Below are 20,491 nucleotides of genomic sequence, written 5' to 3'. Positions count from 1 at the left end.
ATGAAATGAAAAACGCCAGACTAGACGAACTAATCTGGCGTTTACTTTGTAACTTTAACGATTACTTTTTACGAATATATAGGAATGCATTTAACCAAGCTAACCCAAGAATGATCAGTGTCATTACCGGTGGTTTAGACTGAAGCGGTAGCACTTCGGCCGGCACACTTGGCAATAGGTGAACATACACCGCGACGATCATAATTGCGGTCGTTAATAGCGTTGATAATTGCATCGCTTTATCTTTAATCGGTGCTGCGAGCGCCTTATCACCAATCATCACCACCAGTAGCAGTAAACCTGCAAAAATCTCACCTAATTGACCCGCCCAACGAGACAAAGTTGGGAAAGGCAGTTCGCTCAGTGCAATTTGTTTTGCAAACATAGTCGTGAACGGGTCAAAGAATTTTACCGTTCCCGCCATCACCATAAAGGCACCAAGAAGACCCGTTAAGATCTTTTGAACTTTCGTCCCTACGCCATCGGTTTTGTCATAGCTACGGACCAAAAAAACACCCGTAACGAGTAGCATTGTGCCGATAAGAGATAGCTCAAGAATTAGTTGTGATGTGCTCATAGGAAACCTTCATTATGTGTTAGCAAGTTGATGGCGCTATTCTACGAAACACAATAGAGTTCAAAAATAGACAGGCTTGATTCTTATTCATTCAAAAATGAAAGGTTGAATTGGTTATATATTTACTTCCTAGACCGTTTTGGGGCATTTTCTAGTTAGAAACTAAACCTCTCAGCCGAGTGAGTACACCAATTATCCCGTGTAGATACGGATGCGGGCTTCGGTTTCAGGGATGAAACCGCAGAGCGTATAGGGACACTTTTCCATTATAAAGAAGTACAGCGTCTCGCAGCTGTGTCTGCACATACGGTCGTTCCTTCACATCCATGTGATCACGACATTCGGACATCCTGTCCAGCACCCGCTGCCGGCGATTAATCACGCTAAAACGTCAGTTTAGAGCTCATTGCCATATAACACCGAGTAAAAACAAAAAATTCAATTAGCTTATTTCGAAGCTAAAAAAACCACCTTGCGGTGGCTTTTTAGTGGCTACTTGTAGCCTTATCGATTAGTTAGCGATTTTAAGCTCTGCTCGGTCGCTAATTAGATTTAAGTCAAAATCAAACTCATCGATGCGGATGGCACGTTCACGCTTAAGATTATAATCTTGTAGCAATTTATGCTCAGTATCGCTAATGACCTTAGCCTCAAGTGCGGCATCTAAGGTGAGTGCAAAACGAACGCCTGGCTTAAATGTCTTGGCTCGAATCGCTTTTTTAACCTTAGCGAGTAAAGGCAAACACTCGATTTTAGCAAGGTAAGCTTGCTCGTTAATGTCGTTACCGTCGCCAGCCGTTGGTTTAACCAGATGCGTTAGATGTTTCTTAAACTCAGTATTAAGCTGCGCTTGCTCGGCTAACTCACGTACTAGGTCATCGTTGATTTTTGGCATCTTGGCTGAGTAAGTCACCGTGATTAAACGCATAAACTTACGTGTCGCTGAAGATGGGAAGTTATCTAAAAAGTCTAGTAACGCTTTTTCAGCTTGGCACAGTGACCAGCGGGTCGCGTAATGGAAATATGGCGCGGCTTCTTTTCGCTCGGCAGCAGTTAGCTTTTGCTCGTAGTAACGAATTGACGCCATAGCAGCATATAAGTAGCTCATTACATCACCTAGACGGGCTGACAGCATCTCTGCTTGTTTCAGTTTGCCGCCAAGTACCAGTAACGAGAAGTCGGCATAGACAGCAAGCTTAGAAGCTAGCTTATGTACTGATTGCTCGTAAGGTTTTACTTCGGCAAGCGTTGATGCTGCTGAAGCGGTAAATGGTAATAGACCCAGCTTAAAGGCGCGTAGGCTGTTACCCACACTGTAACCAACCGTTTTACGTAAAATGCCATTAAAGACTTTATCGGCACTTTTCTCGTTTGAGTGGATAGACTCCACCATAGACTGCAAGTATGGGTGACAACGCATTACACCTTGACCGAAAATCATTAGGTTACGGGTAAGAATGTTGGCGCCCTCTACGGTGATCGCAATCGGCTGCGCTACGTAACCTGAAGCTAAGGTATTTTGTGGACCGCATTGAATCGCTTTACCGGCTTGAATGTCCATGGCTGAATCGAGTACATCGCGGCCAAGCTCTGTCATGTGGTATTTAGCAATAGCGGTTACAACAGATGGCTTCAAGCCAAGGCCGAGACCTTCGGTTGTCAGTACGCGCATCGCTTCTTGCAAATAAGTTTTACCGGCAATATCGGCAAGCTTTTCTTGAATACCTTCAAACTTACCAATCGATAAACCAAACTGCTCACGCACTGCGGCGTACTCTGCTGATGATTTAAATGATGCTTGGCTGACTGATACGCCCAGTGCTGGCAGTGAAATACCGCGACCGGCACCAAGACAAGCCACTAGCATTGCCCAGCCGCGACCGATATTCTTTTGGCCACCAATGATAAAGTCCATCGGGATAAATACGTTTTCGCCGCGAGTAGTACCGTTATAAAAACGAATACCCATAGGGTCGTGACGATTACCTAGCTGCACACCTGGGTGCGACTTTGGAATAAGGGCGCAGGTGATACCAAGTTGCTCTTTACCGCCCAGTAGGCCATTTGGATCTTCTACTTTAAAGGCTAAACCTAATACGCTGGCAATCGGGGCGAGGGTAATGTAACGCTTGTCCCAAGTTACGCTTAAACCTAATACTTGCTCACCTTGGTATTCACCCATGGTAACGGTACCAATGTCTGGAATACCGCCGGCATCTGAACCTGCCTCTGGGCTGGTGAGTGCAAAACATGGGATCTCTTGCCCGTTAGCTAAGCGTGGTAGCCAGTAATTTTGCTGCTCTGAGGTACCGTAATGCATGAGTAGCTCACCCGGGCCGAGTGAGTTTGGTACCATTACGGTAACTGCTACTGCTGAACTTTTAGCGGCGATAGTCCCCACGATAGTTGAGTTGGCGTAAGGGCTGAACTCAAGACCACCAAAAGATTTTGGAATGATTAATGAGAAGAACTTATGCTCTTTTAAGAAATTAAGAATGTTATCTGGCAGATGCTTGCTGCGCTGAATTTCAAAGTCATCGACCATGTCGAGTAGGGTGGCAACGGGGCCATCTAAGAAGGCTTGCTCATCAGCTGTTAGGCTTGCTAACGGAATATCACGTAGGGCTGCAAAGTCTGGTACACCTTGGTAAATCGAACCTTCTAACCACACATCACCGGCATCGAGTGCCTCTTGCTCTGTAGTAGAAATGCTTGGCAGTACTTTTTTTAGTTTAGTTCTAATGCTCATATCAATGCTCGTCCGACCAGAAGTTATGCTTCACATTACGTCACAAAATGAGTCACAGATCAAATTTTCAAACGATAAATTTAAACGCTTGTTTGGATTTTGTTTTGCTCGGTGTTTAGTTTTGCGCTTTTAGGGTAAAAATTTCATAAGCTTACGCGTGTACGCTTAAATGAATTTAATTTTTTAGTTCAATGGATTAGTAAAGCTAAATTCACCGTAATTTTGCTTATAGGCAAAAATAAAGCAGGGAGGCTAGTGCAATATAAGTGCAATGTTAGAGCGATATTTAGGGTGATAGTTATTGCTGTAGTAAGTGTGATAGTTATTGAAGTTTTAGTGCGATAAGGGCAAATAAAAACGCTGCTAAATATACATTAACAGCGTTAACGATGAACTCAATTTTTAATGAGCCCTAAGTGATCTAGGGCTTGGTTAATAGCTACTCTAAGACTTCGGTTAGTACTTTTCCGTCGCTGCCAGATGGTTGTTTTGTTCCTGCTATCGTAGCGAGTGTGGTAGCAATATCCACGGTTTCCACTGCCCGAGCTACTGTTTGTGATTCAATATTTTTGCCAGCGAAAATTAACGGCACAAGTGTATCGTAACGCCAGGGGGAACCATGGCTTGAAGCGACACTTAAACCGTCAAATTCATTAATAAAATAGTGAGGTTTAAACACGATATAAATGTCACCAGAACGCTGTGGATGATGGTTGTTAGCAACTAATTTGGCGACATGAGTATTGGGCAATAAGCTTTGGTTTATATCGCTGCTGGTGGCGCTAAATGCTACCCCTTCAAGTTTAGCTATTTCATCTGCTACGGCGGTTTGCACTTGCTCAGTGTTAAGTTGATATTTGGCGATTGTGTCGCTGTTTAAGTACAAATACGGCGTTTGAAACTTATTAATAAGCGGGTCTTTCTCGTCAATCTTAAAGCGCTGCTTTATTTTCTCGATTGCGGCGTTGCTGTGCCACTCTTTTGGATGCACGTATTGGGCATCAATTCCCATTGCGCGCAAATACTCTGGAGACTCTGGGCTGCCGTGATCAGCGGATAAAACAATGACAGTGTTATCTAAGCCGACTTTGTCGTCAATAAAGCTAAGCAAATCGGCTAAGGTGCTATCAAGATGAAGCAGATTATCTTCGGCTTCTAGACTCGATGGGCCAAAAATATGGCCGACGTAGTCGGTAGATGAAAAGCTTACCGAAAGGTAATCGGTGATCTCGTCTTGGCCAATGGCTTCATTCTCAATCAGCTTCTTGGCAAAGTCAGCAGTTAACTCATCACCGGCGGGGCTCAGGGTTAAAAATGTTGTGAAGTATTTACCATCTCTTGCACCATATTGATGGGGAAAGACTCGGCCAAAGCCGGGAAAGGCGACTTCCCATTCTTGGTCATCGTTGTCGGCAAAAAGGTAACTGGCTTGAGGCTTAGCAAGCTGCCATACTTGGTTGGCATATTGCGCTGTGGGCTCACCTGCATTATACCGTTTTACCCAATCTGGATAGTCTTGATAGTAAAACGCTGAGGTGACAAATTCCCCTGACTTTTTGGAAAACCAGAATGCTTTACCAGCATGACCGGCCATAGCGACTGCGCCTCTGTCTTTTACCGAAACGCCGAACACTTTGGCTTTGCCGTTATGGGTTAACGCTAGCTCGTCACTAAAGGTTGAAACGAGAATGTTCATCGGCGACCGACCGGAACTGCTGGCAGTTTTTTGGGTGGGATCGATTTCTGTTTTTTTGTTCACATCGCCATCGGCAGACAGCAAGGGATAGCGCGCATCTTCAATGTTATAAACTGAGTGACCTAAACTGCGGTCAAACCAAACATTACCCACCATGCCATGGTTGGCAGGGTAAGCGCCGGTTGATAAGGTGGTATGGCCGACAATAGTTTCGGTGTTGGCATGGGCATGCTGTGCATTTTTATAGACCACACCGTTATTAAGTAGATAGTTAAAGCCGTCTTTAGCAAATCTATGTTGATAGCGGTTCAGCATATCGCCGCGTAATTGATCTACCGTGATCTGTAAGATAAGTTTGGGTGTTTCTTGCTCTGAGCTGGCCACAGCGCTTAATGGCATTAACATTACACCTAAGCCAAGAGTCAGTGTTTTTAGTCGAGAAGCTGTGTTGATGCAACGCACGCAGTCTTGCAATGTTAGCATTTGAATTCCTTATCTTTGTGCTACTGATGACAATTTAATAAGCTTACTCTATGAGCAAATAATTGCTTATATAAATAGTGAGATGCAATAAATAATAGCCATAAAAAAAGGGCAATGATTGCCCTTTAATATTGTTAATAATCTTTATGATATAAAGTCCGGTTGCATGATATATCCAGCTTAGCCGCGTTTGTTAGCGCGAGCATTTCCTTGAACGCGTTTATACATCTTGCTCAAGCTTTTACCTTTAGCTCTTTTCTCTGCAATGCTTGCTCCATTGAGCGCTTGTTCACGCATCAACTTTTGAAAGCTTTGCAAACGTCGCTCGGTTAGCAAGCCTGCTTCAATGGCTGCTTGCACGGCACAGCCAGGCTCTTGTTCATGTTGGCAGTCGATAAACTTACACTGCTGCGCATACTCAACTAAGTCGGCGAAAGTTTCGTTTAATCCCTCTTCACAATCAGCAAGTTGTAGCTCACGCATACCTGGGGTATCGAGCAACAAACCACCACTGGCGGTGATATGCAGCGAACGGCTGGTAGTTGTATGACGGCCTTTGCTGTCATCTTGGCGAATAGCCGAAGTTAACTGGCTTGCGTCGCCAAGCATGGCGTTAACTAAGGTAGATTTACCTACACCCGATGAGCCGATAAAGGCAACAGTTTTGCCGTCAACGCAATAGCTGCTTAAAGCCTTTGTACTTTCACTATCTAGACCGTTAACGGTTTCAATAAGCAGGTTGGCGTCTAGTTCTCGCAGCGCTTCAATAAATGGACTTAAGTCATCGCATAAATCGACTTTAGTTAACACGATAACGGGCGTGACTTTAGCCTCATTCACTAGGGCTAAATAACGCTCGATACGGTTTACATTAAAGTCATCATTTAGTGATGAAACGATAAATACCCAATCTAGGTTAGCGGCGATAAGCTGTTGCTCGACCTTTGAACCTGCAGCCTTTCGACTAAAGAGTGAACTGCGCTCAAGTAGTGATACAAAGTTATGTTGCTCATCTACAAGTACCCAGTCGCCTACTGTCATTTCTGGCATAGCTTGATGGATAGCTAGGCTTGTTTCACCGTTCTCGGTTAGCAGTTGATATTGACTACGGTGGTGAGCACTTACTCGTGCAACATAGGCATATGCTAGCGACTCTGTAATAAGCTGCTGCTGAAAAAATCCGTTCCAGCCCATTTGCTTTAAGCTTCTTAATGGCGCTGTTGATTGAGCTTGTGCAGGTGTACTGCTAGCGGCAGTTGTTTTGGTAAGAGTGTTAGATTTTAAGTGGTTAAAACGATTTGATTTGGTCATGTAAACCCCAGCGCAAAACGCCTGAATATTGATTCTGGGGGACTTTAAATAGATAAGTTCCCGGTATTGTTGTGCGGTACCGGGCAAAGCGCTTTATTGGAGACAAATTTTAAAAGGCGAATAATTGGTTGTCGCTCAATTTAAAATATAGCAGGTGCTAAACGGCTTTTAAGTTTAGCAAAAGTGGACCGTTAAAGTGCTGAAGCTGCCCAGTAAGGGGTTAATACAATCATCAAGTTCTCCATGTTTATTTTAGATTAGCTATAAATACAGTGCGGTTTTTGTTTCGAGGTAATTTAGCAATTACTTAGTCAAATGACCACAATATCCGCACTGAAGCGCAAGGATTTGTGGTCATTCTCACATATCTTATTGGCAGTATGATTACAGAGCTTTGATTATTCAGTAAAGAGCGTTCAGCAAAGATGACTCAGCAAAGAGCATTCAGTTAACCGATTTCATTTTAGCTGATTGAGCCAAAGCGATTTACCACAAGCCTACGCCTTGGTTGCTTGGGTGAGTTGCGCTTGAAAATAATCGATAAGCGCTAGGTAGCAGCCACAAACGATATTGGCAGTTGCGCCATATTCAGGTGTGATATTTGGGCTATAAAGTACGCTTTTGGTGCCAGCATTATTGGCTGTTTGTAAGTCAAACAGATAATCACCAATAAATAGAATACTATCTGCATCGACTTGCCATTGTTTACAAATTAACTCTACGCCTTCAGGGTGAGGTTTGGCCTTGGCATCAAAGCGGGTTAGCAATGGGTCAATATCAACACCGATTGAGATCCCTAGATTGGCCAAAGTGATATTGGCAGCTTCTGGCATGTTGCGAGTTAATATTGCTTGCGGTAGCTGTAGCTGTTTAAAAAAGCTAATTAGCTGCTCAGCGCCAATAATCCATTTTGCATTGTGCGAGCTTTCAAGCTCGTAGCGCGAAACCACAGCTTGAGTCTGTTTTGCTAGCGTAGGATCGATAATGGATTCAACATAGGCCAAAATATCGGTGGCAGGCTTTATGCCAAGCTCAGTTCTTAAGCCCTCAAAGTTGGGGTTTGAGTTGGCGAGGGTGCCGTCTAAATCAAAAATTACCCCTTTAATTTGGCTAAAATCAAAATCACTATTAATGGTAATGCTCACTCGAGTTTGTCCTTAATCTGCGGAAATGAAATTGATATCTTTAAATGATAGTTCGAAGGCGCCAGCCTGCTTATCGGCAAGTAAAAAGCCCAGTTGTTTTACATTTTCAAAGTTGAGCTCTGGAGCATTAACACTGCGTCCTCGATAAACTGCAGTAAAGTCGTCACGACTAAACTCAATATTTATCCAGCTATCCTTTTGAGTGCTGAAGTTCGCCGAGTAGGCGTAGGAGTCCCACTGGTTATCGGTTCTAAGCCTTAGTTGATAGTCTCTGCCGTCTCCTTTCACCTGCAATCTAATCAAGTCGATATTTTTTGCTAATGGCTCATTAATTGAAGTGCGAGTTGAAGCAAAACCGCCATTTTGCTCTAGCGATAAGTTGCCATAAAATCTAGCGACATTATTATCGCCACTGTTATCGGAACTGTTATCACCGCTGTTATCGGCATTGTTATCAATGGATACTTGGCTAGCGGAAATCCCGCCCATAACAGTATCATTGATTGTGCGCCAATCTTGTGTTGCAACATTCAAGGGGTGAGTATTGCTTTGTATTTGATTATCGGCAAATTGTTGTGCGATAGCTTGATGGTTTAGCGGCATAATTAGAATACTCATACTGAAATTGATAATAATCGCAAAGGCAAAACTTGTTAGCAGCGCAAGAGACTGCTGCTTAACTAGGTTAGGTGAGTGAGTCATCATAGCGCGTATTTTTGGACTTGTACTTATTGATACTAGTTTGTTTTTATTGTGCTTATTACTAACGCGGCTTTGGAAACGAGAGAGCTTTAGCCTGCACATAGTTTAGCCCTTGATATCATCGTAAATTAACTAATACGTGGTAGATATAGCTTTGGATTACTGTTCAGACTTTTTCGAGATAGTAAAACGTGGCTGTAAAAGTGAACGGGTAAAAAAAAGCAGCGGTAAATGGAGAAGTTCACCGCTGCTAAATAGGTATAGTTATCCTCTTTGCTAACTTATATTGCAGCGCTAACTTATATTGCTGCTTAGCCCCTAGCGAGGTTAGCGTTAACAATTGCTCAATTATGCAAACTGTTGTGGCTTAGATTAGTTAGGCTCTTGGTCAGTGGCCCAACTAAGCTTGGCGATTCACTTTATTTTCTACCTCCTGATTATCTCTATCTATAATTTTCAGTATTTAAGTTTTTGCATCGCCGCATGATTAATGATTTTGAAAATCATGCGGCGTACAATTAACTTAATTGGGCTCGCATTAGTTCATTGTGAGGATCTGTGTTTCAGCATCCTGCTTATATTGCCACTCGGTATATTGCGGTGCCTGACCGTCATAAAACCAAATTACCGCAATTAGCTGGCTTTCATGGTTGGCGACCTTCACATCTTTAGACAATTTACCGTCGGTTAATGGTCCTCTAAATAAACACGAGTTGAAGTTAACGTTATAGCCACCACCATTGGCTTGGTAATCATCGCAAAGCGAGAAGTAGCCGCGATTACTGTTACCCTTATTTACATCGACTGTTAAGGTGTACGCTGATTGCAATTTGTTATCTGCATCAACCACTAAGTCGTCCAATGATGTTGGATCGGGTGCAGGATCAGGATCCGGCGTTGTGGTCGCAGGTGGTGGTGTCGTCGCTGCTGGTGCAGAGGTTACTGGTGTTGCAGGAGCACCGTCATCGCCACCACCGCCACATGCTGTCATTAGAAAAGCGAAACATACCATCATGCTAGCTGGGCGATTAAGCAAAGTGTTATTTTGAATATTCATAGTATGCTCCAGATTAGTTATTGAAAATTAGTGAGTCGTCGGCATTTTCATACCAAGTCGGGTTAGTGTTACCTGTGCTGTCAGCTGCAAAGTCAACAAACTCGGTATAGGCATTATCTAAACGCTCTTTTTCTTTAGGGTGCTTCCAATCAACTGGGATCTCGATTGCCCAAGCCATACCGTTTTCATCTTGGAAGTATTGTCCCGCGCCAGGATTTGACGAATCGTCACGAGCACCAAAGTAGTTGGTTGAGAATTTGTCTGTAGGTGCTTGGTTCTTTAAGTGGATTTCAAGCTGTCTACCAGGATTGGCGCCCACTACGTTTTTAGCCGCTAAACCATGGTCTGTATTTGGCGTTGCGAAAATAAACGGATCGTAAGGGAATGCTGGCACTAAGCTCTCATCTACAGGGCTTTCAAATGGAATATCAAATGACCAGGTGGTTCTAAATGCTGATTCACAGCCGGTTTCGGTACGTAAATATTCACAGCCTTGCTCAAGGGTGACAAAGTCAGACAGATCTTGAGTAAACACGAATACCGCATTAGTTTGCCCAGTTTCTAAAGGTGACTCTGTTTGTTGGATATTATCAATCGACCAACTGATAAGAGACTCTTTGATTTTATTACGGCTAACACCAGGTAAATGCACTGCAAAACCATTATGGTAAGCGGCGCCCATTGCTGCGAGTTGAGCATCAAAGCCAATGCGTCTTACCTTGTTGTTCTTAACATATTCAATGATACGTAGCTGGACTACAACGTCATTCATATCAAAGTCACCTTGGTCGGGATAAAGATCCTCATACGCCAGCGTGGTAAATGTAGATGATGATGGGTAGTAGTTAATCGTAACGCCAGTTTCGGTTAAGGTGACTTGGTAATCCTCTACCTCACCATCGCCGACACCACCAGTTGGTGCAATATCACGTTGAGTACTTAGGCGGAAACGTGCCCATGTTGGCCCAGGTGTTGCCCAACTTGGCACTTCAATGCTGATGGTGTTCTGGCCATCATCGATGCGCTCGCCAAGAATAATTTGTTCTTCTAAATCAAAGGTGCCGTTTTGGTTCCAATCAAACCAAGCATTAAGGAAGCCATCGCCACCAGTTGCGTTAACGAGCAAGATAGCACTTTCACCAAGCTCAAAACCTGTTGGCATTGAAATACCATCTTCATCATCTGAGGTATCGCTTGCGTCATCAGATAACGGTGACGCGTAACCATCTGATTCGTTATCAACGCTGCTACCAAGATATAGATTGTTGCTAATAGTATGTCGTGCGCCGTTCGAATCTAACAGCGTACCGTAAGAGTCTGGTGCATCACCAAAGTCGACTGTGTCGCCAACAACAACCTCTGCGAGGGCGCAGCGGGCACCGTCATTACTTGAAGAGGCAGGACCATAGGCAAATAGCACTGCAGTAGGTGATGCAGAGTCAACATTGACTTTGTAGATATTACCGTTGCTGTTGTTGCTCACATATAAGTTGCCGTCGGGATCAAAGAACTGTGCGCCAAAGATAAAGTTGCCTGAAGTAGAGGTGATAACGGCACCTAAATCAGTTGCTTCTGCTGAGGTTGGGTCAATTCGCAGAAGCTTACCGGTAGAGCCATTGCTGATACTGTACATGTAGCCGTCGGTTGGGTGAAAGGCTAAATCGGTAATGTTGTAGGTGGCATTATCCTTACTACCAGGCACTAATGTCATATTATAGCTAGCGGGATTATCAAGAGGGATTTTGAATAGGCCCTTACCCTTACGGTAGCCGTACCAAGTGTTCTCGCTAATCGCGACATCACCGACATAAAAGTTGCCCGCTGTTGCTGCTGATGCGTCTTTGTTAACGGTGAGAGCAACAATTTGATAGTCATCACCTGTACGGCCTAATGAGCCAGAGGCGTAATCCCATCCGTATAAGTAATTATCATGGTAGTTAAACCCTACACCGTTATAGCCGTTGCCCGTGCCCATATCATTAGAAAGCACCACGTAGCTACCGGTAGCTAAATTCACACCATAGCTTTTGGGCGTATTAGATTGCTTTTGAATCACAAACGCTTCAGTTGGACACGAACTAAAGGGATCGGATGCACTAACATTGGCTGAGATCAGTACGCTTAAAATCAAAGGGGAGCAGCTTAATGGAATAGTTTTGGATATTTTCATAATGCATCTCTCACTGTCACGTTATTAATATATCCAGATAAAGCATAAGCTGTGCCATAAAATATTAACCTTTATTATCAGTGGTATAGGTGTTTTTGTGTTTGTATCTATCGTGAGCTATTTGCATTTTGCAAATCAAATCCCAGCTCCATAGCTAACGCTATAAAGTGTTTTGCTTGATAAAACTCAAGTAAAAGAGCAATTGGCTATGAGCCAAATAAACCCGTTTTAGCTTATTAAATGATTAACTTGGTTTAGTTGATTAATAGTGCTAAGTTTTCATGGGTTTAACATTCTTTTAACTGTTGTCGTAATAGTGAGGGATTTATGTTGAAAATGCGCATAGGGATAGTGTGTCATCCCAGTATTGGTGGTTCAGGATTGGTGGCTACAGAGTTAGGACTAGGCCTTGCTAAACTCGGTCATGAAGTCCACTTCATCTCAAGCGTACGACCATTTAAATTGATTGAAGATTCAGAACGGCTATTTTTTCATTCCGTTGAAGCCATTAATTATCCTTTATTTTCAGACCCCCTTTATACCTTTGCTCTTACCGCCAAAATTGTTGAAGTCGTTGAGCAGTATCAACTTGATATTGTTCATGCTCATTACTCGATCCCGCATTCGCTATGTGCGTATCTCGCGGGAGAAATTACCGAACATAAGTTCCCTACTATTACGACGATTCATGGCACCGATGTGACGATTGTTGGACAAGATAAACCCTTATACCCGCTTAACCGATTTAGCATACATAAAAGCAGTAAAGTCACGACTGTGTCTAAGTACCAACGTAACTATATTTATAGTCATTTTGATAAGAGTAAAACCATTGAAGTTATCCATAACTTTATTGATTTAGATGTGTTTTCGCCAAAGTTAGCTGATATTGAAATGCGCCGTAAAATGGCTAAAGACGATGAAAAAATCGTTATGCACGCCTCTAATTTCAGGGCACTAAAAAATAGCGATACTGTGATCCGCTCATTCTATCTATTACTTAAAAAAGTTAACGCACGTTTGGTGTTACTCGGCAGTGGGCCAGAGGTTGAACCGATTAAAAAGTTATGTGACAAGCTTGGTATTTTAAAACAGGTCACCTTTATGGGAGATGTTACCCATGTTGAGCATTACCTGCCGAATGCTGATTGCATTATTCAACCCAGTTATCGTGAATCATTCAGTATGGTGTTGCTTGAAGCGATGGCTTGCAGTGTACCCACGGTGAGTAGCAACATTGACGGCATACCTGAAGTGGTAGCGCAGGGTGAAACAGGCTTTATGTTTGACCCTGATGACGCCCTTGGTATGAGTTTGGCGATGGAGCAGATATTAACTGAGCCGTTAACTCAAAAACGTATGGGCGAGGCTGGCCGCGAAAGAGCTGCAAAGCTATTTAATCCGCAAGATAAGATATTGCAATACCTTGCTTGTTACCGCGATGCGATTAAAGAGAATACCGGTATCAGCCGTGACAATATTCAAACTACCCCTTCTCCAGCTGCAAAGATGGCTGCGACAGCAAAAGGAACTTGCCAATTAGCGGACATTGAATCAAGAGACATTCACCAAACAGGGATTCAACAAACAAGCAATGAACAAATTGCATTGAATAAAGAGACATTGAGCAAGGAGGCATTCAATGAGTAATAACACAGATGCGGTAGAATCGGATGCCGTAGTTGAGGCAACTAAACAAGCCAAACCTAAGATGAGCATGTCGACGTTGGTTTTGCTTTCTTTCGCTGCCGGAATTGCTGCAGGGCTGTTTTTTGGTGAAATGCTTGCCTGGATGTCAGTGATTGGTGATGCATTTATCAAGTTACTACAGATGACCATTATTCCTTATATCATTGTCTCGCTTATTTCCAGCTTGGGTAGTTTGAGCATGGAGCAAGCTAAGTCACTGGGGGTAAAAGTTGGTAAGCTCATGCTGGTGATCTGGGCCTTAGGCTTACTCACTATGTTTTTAATTAAGTACACTTTTCCTGATTGGCAAGCGGGGGAATTTTTTAGCCTTACAGCTCTAGAAGATCCTAACTCGGTTAATCTGCTTGATGTCTATATTCCATCGAACCCATTCTTCTCTTTATCAAATAGTTATATCCCTGCCATTGTTCTATTTTGTGTTGCGACCGGTATTGCGTTGATTTCAATTGATAATAAAGAGTCATTGATGAAGCCTATGCAATTGTTAGGGGAGTCTTTTAATAAGGTTACCCAAAGCATTGTAAAGCTGATGCCCATTGGCATTTTTGCTATGACGGCAGCCACTGCTGGCACCATGGATTTTGATGAGTTTCAAAAGCTACAGGTATATTTTGTCGCGCATGTAGTGATGACGATATTACTGACATATTGGGTGTTACCCGCAATTTTAGCGGCAATAACCCCATTTTCTTACCGAGATATTAGCGGTATAGCTAAAGACGCAATGATCACCGCTTTTGCGGCTGGTAATATTTTTATTGTTATTCCAATACTGATTGAGCGCACTAAAGAGCTGTTTCATAAATATAACCTTGGCAGTAAGCAAAGTGATGATTACGCCAATATCATTATTCCAGTCGTGTTTAGCTTTCCTAATTTGGGTAAATTGCTAACCATAGTATTCGTGCTGTTTGCTGCGTGGTTTTCTGGTAAAGACATCGACTTTTTAACCTATTTGCCCATGTCGCTAAATGGATTGGTCAGTTTGTTTGGCAGTGTCTATTTAACCATTCCCATGTTACTTGACTCACTTGAGTTGTCGTCAGATCTGTTTCAGCTGTATATGGTTTCAAGTTTGTTTACCAGCCGTTTTACTTCGTTATTAGCGGCGATGAATATTTTTATTCTTGCCGTTGGTGGCACCGCAATGCTGGTGGGCATAGCAAAGATTAGTGTTAAGCGATTACTGGTTTATAGCGCACTCACCCCTGTGGTATTCGGTGTTAGTTTGCTCGCTGCGAGTTGGTTGTTAAGTTCGATTGTAAATACTGACTATGAGATGGATGAAGTTGTGGCGCAAATGAGCGCTGCAGAAAAGTTACCGACCCAAGTTACTGAATATAATTGGCAGGATTTAGCGACAGTTACCGGTCCTCGCACTGTTGAGCAAATTCGTCAAAGCGGCGTATTAAGAGTCGGCTATAACCCCATTCAAGTGCCTTTTTCGTTTTTTAATGCTGAGCAAGAACTCGTTGGTTTTGACGTTGAATTAATGAAAAAACTTGCTTTAGAAATGGATCTAAAAATTGCCTTTGTGCCTTATACATTTAATAACGTGTTAGAGGGTATAAATCAGGGACAGTTTGATATTGTAATATCTGGCCTGCAGATGACCACTCAGCGTATAGAAAAGGTGGGGTTCACGACACCTGTGCTCGATTTGCACTATGCATTTGTGGTTAAAGACCACCGCGCCGATGAATTTAAAACCGACAAACAAATACGCGAGGCTGAAACAATCCGCATAGCATCGGTAGGTCGTTACTCAATTATTCCTCACTTAGAGGAGAAGTTTCCTAATATTGCTTTTGAAACGATTGAGTCTGACCGTTTATTTTTTGAAGATGATGGCGATAATTGGGATGGCTTAATGATTAGCCTCGAAGCAGGCAAAACCTGGACAATCTTATATCCAGAATACACCACGCTTTATAACCGTGAAGAGATTAAATCTTTTCCTGCCTCTTATGCGATTGCTCGCGATAACATTTCATTGCAATCATTTCTGAATAGTTGGTTAGCGATTCAAAAGTCATCAGGCTATGTGGATAAACTCTATAACTATTGGATTTTAGGAGAAAATGCTAAACCGAAACAACCTCGTTGGTCGGTAATAAAAGACGTGTTACATTGGGTTGAATGACATTAATAATCATAGTCTTACATGGTTAGTTTACAGTGAGTTTTTTGTAGATTTTCAGTATAAGACAAGGAGTATTGTTGGTGAAAAAACTAAGCTTACTGTTAGTTTCAATGTTTGCGAGTACGATGGCCTATGCGCAAACTGAATATGACATTGGCCCAGACACCTATGAGCAAGACGATTGGAACTACTTAATTGCATTTCCTATGGTTTGGGCGCCGGATATATCGGGCTCTATACAGGCCGATACTGAAAGGCTCGATATTGATGTACCGTTTAAAAATATTATCGACAACCTTAACTTTGGCGTGATTGGTGAGTTATATGCGCAGAAAGGTGATTGGTTATACAGTTTGCGCATCAATTATCTAAGAATAAAAAGTGACAGCAATACAGAGGGGCTAATTGGGCCGATAACCGGCGGTGTTATCTCTCCGGGGCACAATATTGAAACCGATATGCACCTTGCGGTAAACGATTTTCTAGCCGGATATGAAGTTGCACCGGGCTTACGCTTGTTTACAGGAGTACGGCACGTATTTAGTAAAATTGATTTAAATATTAAGCCGCTTAAAGATGATGGCCTAATCAATATCAATGCCCAAGTGCCTATTGCTGACGAGCACCTGTTTGACTGGCTGGTGGGAGCGACTTATCGCCACTGGTTTACTGAGTCTTGGGGCGTATCTGTAGGTGCTGATACTAAGATCTACGGAGATAACGACAGAGACTTTGGCTTTAATGCATCGGCTTTATATCGTTTTGGTGATTTGCATAATGTATGGATTGGTTACCGTTATTTGCAAATAGGTAATGATTCCGAAGTTGAGGGCGTAAAATATGAAATGGACTTTATTGAAAAAGGCCCGCAAATAGGCTGGGCCTTTAGCTTTTAATGTTTACCGCGAGTGTTGAGCTATAGCATCATGCTGTAGTTCAGCACGCCGTAGCCATGCCAACTATCTGGATCTGACTGATACTCTTTTGTGTATAGATTAAAACTCCAACTGACCGACCAAGTGGGAAACGCCCAAATCACCCCTGTGCTGGCTTGGGCTTGAAGGTGATTAATGGCAACGTAAGATTGGTAGGGCAGATCGCCATCAATTGTGAGGTCATTAAAACGGTAACCAGCTTGAGCCCTTGCATACACTAACCAATTACCATGTTTACTCGCGTTGGCACTATATTGGCCAAAATGGCCTGGCTGATTACTTAGCTGACCAAATGATGAGGCTAAGTTATCCCCCCAACGCAGTGTCATTCCTAAGTTAGTTTCTGAGCGGAAATTGCCGATAGCGCTATAACTATGGCCGCTGATCTCCCACTGTTGATTCGAGCCGCTTTGCCAGCGGTTGAGTAATGTATCTATTTCATAGGCAAACTGAGCGGTAAATTGATTTTCGACTTGATATTCCCAACCGTTTGGTGATGTTGACGGAGTGATTTTGTGCACCAGTTCTTGCATGGCTTGTGCACCCGATGCTGGACCAATAACACCGATACTAAACCAGTTTTTTTGGGCTAAGGTATCGCTAAAGTGGCCTGTAAAACTCTCTAACTCCAATAGCCCTGCATATGGTCTGTCATAAGGTTGCGGCTGATCGGCTTCGATTGCGATAGGCGTCCACATTCTTTGGTAAACCTTTGCCCCCCATTGGCTTGTTTGTTCACCTGTTGCAATAGGTAATGTCAGCATTTTTTGCCAATTGAATAGCCATGTCGCGTCACTAAAGTCAGCTTGCGGTACTGGCTGCCAACCAAGTGCGACTCCATTGGAGTAATCACCATCTTGACCAATGACCACATCATTATCGAAGCTTAAATACCATTGTGAAGCGAAAGATTGAGTTGGAATACATAACAAAGCAGCTAAAACGCTGAATGGCTTGAGGGCGCTACGCGAAGATAGGAAGGTCAATGTGTGACTCCTTTGCAGTTAGGTGTATCTATGATTTCAGGCAAAATATACATAGATCTAACCCTTTCAGCATAGCGGTAAACCTTTTGTTTACGCAAACATAAATAACGGTGTTTTGTGATTTTTTGTTGTCTATATAACGGTTGTTTGAGTCATTTAATTTGGCCATTGCTAATTTTCAGCGTGTTGGCTTTTTTGTGTTTAATTCTCATTTAAAGTGCTGTTTGGAGCTTTTAGCTGTTCACAATGACTGGTTTGTCCGAATTATCGTGTTGTTGCTCTATTTTTATACAAATTTATATTGACCTACATTTTAAACAGGCGTAAATTCGCGCTCCCTTGAATTGGCTAATTTTTGACTTGTATTGTTTGAATCAAATTAGCATTGAAATTATTGATTTAACAGATGCTTATATTGATCTCATTAAGTGGCAAAAGGCGCCTCATTGGATTGAAGTTAAGCGACGTGTAGAAAGCATAAACAGGTACCTTTTTATGGGTATCTTTTGTGGCTAGTTTCAAGCGCCTCTCTAAGTGGCACTTGGTAGACATTAAACTATTTTATTTGGCACCGCTTAATGCTCAAGTTTGACCATGCTGCTAAAAAGAAAGATCTTCCATGGCTTATCTTTGTCATGGTTTTGTTTTGCCTAGTTATTTCTTATTACCTAGTTCACTACCGCGTGTTTACGACCTTTTCTGCAAAGGTCATCAAGCTTGATAATCTTTATGTTGAAGGTTTAGCGACAGCGAATAAAAATTTGTTATCTATTCAAGATGAACTTGAAGCAATAGAAACAGAAGCTTGCTCTGCAGAAACGGTGAATGTGCTTCGTAATCACATTCTAACCTCTACTGAGCAAGATATTGTTTGGATTAAGTTTATTGATGAAAAACTGATATGTTCAGCGTTAGGTGCAACTGAAGTTAATGGACCGAACTACTTTAGAATTGATGAATCTAAAGAGCATGGTTTACATATTTACCAACAAGGTAACTGCAGTAACAGTGAGGCACTGTGGCCGATATACGTTGCTCGGATGACCAGTCAGTATCAACTGTTTGTAGGTGTTGATGCTGTGCAGGATATGGCCGATATTTTACCTTATGCGACATTGTCTGATGGTTTAAGTATTGATTTGGACAATGGTAATAACCTATTGAGAATTGATCATGGCGATCCAGACTCAGAGACAATGAAGTTTCATTCGCGGGTAACGGATTTGCGTTATTGCTTTTCAATCGACTCACTCGCTAAGAATTTGCTTTGGTTGAATTACTTTCTATTTTCAATGCTAGCTTATGCGTTAGTTTTGTTTATTGGCTATTTTCTGCGAGGAGCGGCGAAGCAAATATACTTGAATCGATCTTTTAGGCAGGCATTGAGAAAAGAGGCGTTCTTTTTAGCGTATCAACCCATAGTCGATACCTGTGAAGATAAGGTTTTTGGTGTAGAAGTATTGCTAAGGTGGCGCAATGCAGATGATAGTATTCGCAATACTGGCGATTTTATTGGTCAGTTGGAACTGTCTCCGGTTATGCCAGAAGTTACCCGCTGGATTATGCTAACGGCACTTAATGAGCTAAGAGGTTTGCTAAAGCAGCAAATGATTGCTTGGTGCAGTATTAATATTAGTGCCAAAGAGATTGAGCAAGGGTTAATGCATCAGTTTCTACTCGAACTCGCGGAGCAGGGTTACCCAGTTGAATATTTAAGTTTTGAATTAACTGAGCGCATCCCGATTTCTGACTGGGACAAGCTCAAACAATTTGTAGATGTTTGCCAACAGCTTGGTTGCAAAATAGAGCTTGATGATGTGGGGACTGGCTACGGCGGAAACCTGTGGTTGCAGAATTTAGATTTTGACTATCTTAAGATTGATCAGCAGTTTGTTAGCCGGCTCGGTAAGCCTGGGAATAAGCTATCGCTAATTTTATCTTATATGGCTATTGCTGAAGAGCTAAATATTAGTGTGATAGCTGAGGGGGTTGAAACCCAAGCTCAAGCGGATATTTTAAACTCATTAGGCGTTAATCTACATCAAGGTTGGTTGTATTCAAAAGCGTTACCAGCACTTGAGTTAGAGCAATACTTATATGACAACCGATAAGGTGCTAGCCTTTTAAATATTGAGCCCCTGCGACTTGTATGTTGCTGGGGCTTTTTAATGTAAAGCTGATTGGTATTAACGTGTTGCTTTAAATATTTGTGAGAAAGAGGGTGGCTGATGAATATCAATTGGCACATTTAGTTTTCTGGCAATATCGTTGGCGGCAATGAGGCCGCGTATATGATGAAGCTCGTGGTCAATCACCAGCATATGGTGTAAGCCGTTCTCTTGTAATGCTCTGACGATATCGCTGACATTGGCGGTAGCCACTTGATGATAATCTAGTGCCATAAGCTCATTTTTAGGTACCATGAGTTCGGTAACTTGAATATCGTTGATATGGGTTGAATTTTTAGCAGCAAGTTTCATCATCTTGCTGTGGGACAGTTCGTATTGAGTAATAATGCCCAAGAAGCGATTGGTTTTATCAACGACAAGACGCATAAAAGCGTGGGTTTTTACCATGATTTCTGCGGTATCAACAGCGCTGGCTGACGAGTCGATAACCATAGGTTGGGAGTGGTCAAAGTCGGTGAAGATAGATAGAGCAGGTGAGTCGAGGTTTGCTGAATACTCTTTTTGTGACCACATTAAGTGATCGATTGACGCTGTGCTAAATAGTTCTAGGTTTCTCATCAGAATACTCCATGAATATTAATGGCTGACGGAGATGGCGAAATGTGATCTCTGTACCAGATATTTATTAACCTATTCCT

At 42.5% G+C, this 20,491-nt stretch carries 14 protein-coding genes; 4 read left to right on the top strand and 10 right to left on the bottom strand.

Annotated features, from left to right (window positions below):
• Nucleotides 1–61: 61 nt before the first annotated feature.
• The 8 genes from MSG37_RS01030 to MSG37_RS00995 form a co-directional block, all read right to left on the bottom strand.
• Complete coding sequence (locus MSG37_RS01030) at nt 62–577, bottom strand: hypothetical protein (protein ID WP_048617572.1); 516 nt, start codon at nt 575–577, stop codon at nt 62–64.
• 511 nt (nt 578–1,088) lie between these two features.
• Complete coding sequence (locus MSG37_RS01025) at nt 1,089–3,326, bottom strand: acyl-CoA dehydrogenase (RefSeq protein WP_248468719.1); 2,238 nt, start codon at nt 3,324–3,326, stop codon at nt 1,089–1,091.
• A gap of 439 nt (nt 3,327–3,765) precedes the next feature.
• The gene (locus tag MSG37_RS01020) at nt 3,766–5,505 is read right to left on the bottom strand and encodes an alkaline phosphatase family protein (RefSeq protein WP_248468718.1); all 1,740 of its coding nucleotides are present in this window, start codon (nt 5,503–5,505) and stop codon (nt 3,766–3,768) included.
• A gap of 180 nt (nt 5,506–5,685) precedes the next feature.
• The gene (rsgA, locus tag MSG37_RS01015; RefSeq protein WP_248468717.1) at nt 5,686–6,816 is read right to left on the bottom strand and encodes a ribosome small subunit-dependent GTPase A; all 1,131 of its coding nucleotides are present in this window, start codon (nt 6,814–6,816) and stop codon (nt 5,686–5,688) included.
• Between the two features lie 497 nt (nt 6,817–7,313).
• Complete coding sequence (locus MSG37_RS01010; protein WP_248468716.1) at nt 7,314–7,961, bottom strand: HAD family hydrolase; 648 nt, start codon at nt 7,959–7,961, stop codon at nt 7,314–7,316.
• Between the two features lie 12 nt (nt 7,962–7,973).
• Nucleotides 7,974–8,666, bottom strand: a complete 693-nt coding sequence (locus tag MSG37_RS01005; RefSeq protein ID WP_248468715.1) for a CIA30 family protein — start codon at nt 8,664–8,666, stop codon at nt 7,974–7,976.
• A 535-nt stretch (nt 8,667–9,201) separates the two neighbouring features.
• Nucleotides 9,202–9,720, bottom strand: a complete 519-nt coding sequence (locus MSG37_RS01000; protein ID WP_248468714.1) for a hypothetical protein — start codon at nt 9,718–9,720, stop codon at nt 9,202–9,204.
• A 13-nt stretch (nt 9,721–9,733) separates the two neighbouring features.
• A complete protein-coding gene (locus tag MSG37_RS00995) occupies nt 9,734–11,890 on the bottom strand; it encodes an LruC domain-containing protein (protein WP_248468713.1) in 2,157 nt (718 codons plus the stop codon).
• 336 nt (nt 11,891–12,226) lie between these two features.
• Between MSG37_RS00995 and bshA the strand changes: the two genes are divergently transcribed.
• The 3 genes from bshA (at nt 12,227) to MSG37_RS00980 (ending at nt 16,639) form a co-directional block, all read left to right on the top strand.
• Nucleotides 12,227–13,540: an N-acetyl-alpha-D-glucosaminyl L-malate synthase BshA gene (bshA, locus tag MSG37_RS00990; RefSeq protein ID WP_248468712.1), complete on the top strand. Its 1,314-nt coding sequence runs from the start codon at nt 12,227–12,229 to the stop codon at nt 13,538–13,540.
• A complete protein-coding gene (locus MSG37_RS00985; protein ID WP_248468711.1) occupies nt 13,533–15,743 on the top strand; it encodes a cation:dicarboxylase symporter family transporter in 2,211 nt (736 codons plus the stop codon). Before bshA ends, MSG37_RS00985 begins: the two co-directional genes overlap by 8 nt.
• 80 nt (nt 15,744–15,823) lie before the next feature.
• Nucleotides 15,824–16,639 (top strand): hypothetical protein, encoded by an 816-nt coding sequence (locus tag MSG37_RS00980; protein WP_248468710.1) that lies wholly within the window; start codon nt 15,824–15,826, stop codon nt 16,637–16,639.
• Between the two features lie 20 nt (nt 16,640–16,659).
• On the opposite strand, the gene MSG37_RS00975 is transcribed toward MSG37_RS00980, so the two are convergent.
• Nucleotides 16,660–17,664: a lipid A deacylase LpxR family protein gene (locus tag MSG37_RS00975; protein WP_248468709.1), complete on the bottom strand. Its 1,005-nt coding sequence runs from the start codon at nt 17,662–17,664 to the stop codon at nt 16,660–16,662.
• 578 nt (nt 17,665–18,242) lie between these two features.
• On the opposite strand from MSG37_RS00975, the gene MSG37_RS00970 reads away from it, so the two are divergent.
• A complete protein-coding gene (locus MSG37_RS00970; protein WP_248468708.1) occupies nt 18,243–19,775 on the top strand; it encodes an EAL domain-containing protein in 1,533 nt (510 codons plus the stop codon).
• Nucleotides 19,776–19,850: 75 nt separating this feature from the next.
• On the opposite strand, the gene MSG37_RS00965 is transcribed toward MSG37_RS00970, so the two are convergent.
• Nucleotides 19,851–20,411 carry a CBS domain-containing protein gene (locus tag MSG37_RS00965; protein ID WP_248468707.1) on the bottom strand — a complete coding sequence of 187 codons (561 nt, stop codon included), beginning with the start codon at nt 20,409–20,411 and terminating at the stop codon, nt 19,851–19,853.
• Between the last annotated feature and the right edge of the window lie 80 nt (nt 20,412–20,491).

The sequence above is a fragment of the Shewanella sp. 1CM18E genome, from assembly GCF_023161665.1.
In the GTDB taxonomy this organism is placed as follows: domain Bacteria; phylum Pseudomonadota; class Gammaproteobacteria; order Enterobacterales; family Shewanellaceae; genus Shewanella.
This window is presented reverse-complemented; position numbering and strand designations above follow the sequence as displayed.

Coding starts and splice junctions, on each gene's coding strand:
- MSG37_RS00995 (WP_248468713.1), bottom strand. CDS start 11,890: ATGAAAATATCCAAAACTATTCCATTAAGCTGCTCCCCTTTGATTTTA.
- MSG37_RS01025 (WP_248468719.1), bottom strand. CDS start 3,326: ATGAGCATTAGAACTAAACTAAAAAAAGTACTGCCAAGCATTTCTACT.
- MSG37_RS01030 (WP_048617572.1), bottom strand. CDS start 577: ATGAGCACATCACAACTAATTCTTGAGCTATCTCTTATCGGCACAATG.
- MSG37_RS01000 (WP_248468714.1), bottom strand. CDS start 9,720: ATGAATATTCAAAATAACACTTTGCTTAATCGCCCAGCTAGCATGATG.
- MSG37_RS01020 (WP_248468718.1), bottom strand. CDS start 5,505: ATGCTAACATTGCAAGACTGCGTGCGTTGCATCAACACAGCTTCTCGA.
- MSG37_RS01005 (WP_248468715.1), bottom strand. CDS start 8,666: ATGATGACTCACTCACCTAACCTAGTTAAGCAGCAGTCTCTTGCGCTG.
- bshA (WP_248468712.1), top strand. CDS start 12,227: ATGCGCATAGGGATAGTGTGTCATCCCAGTATTGGTGGTTCAGGATTG.
- MSG37_RS00985 (WP_248468711.1), top strand. CDS start 13,533: ATGAGTAATAACACAGATGCGGTAGAATCGGATGCCGTAGTTGAGGCA.
- rsgA (WP_248468717.1), bottom strand. CDS start 6,816: ATGACCAAATCAAATCGTTTTAACCACTTAAAATCTAACACTCTTACC.
- MSG37_RS00965 (WP_248468707.1), bottom strand. CDS start 20,411: ATGAGAAACCTAGAACTATTTAGCACAGCGTCAATCGATCACTTAATG.
- MSG37_RS00970 (WP_248468708.1), top strand. CDS start 18,243: ATGCTCAAGTTTGACCATGCTGCTAAAAAGAAAGATCTTCCATGGCTT.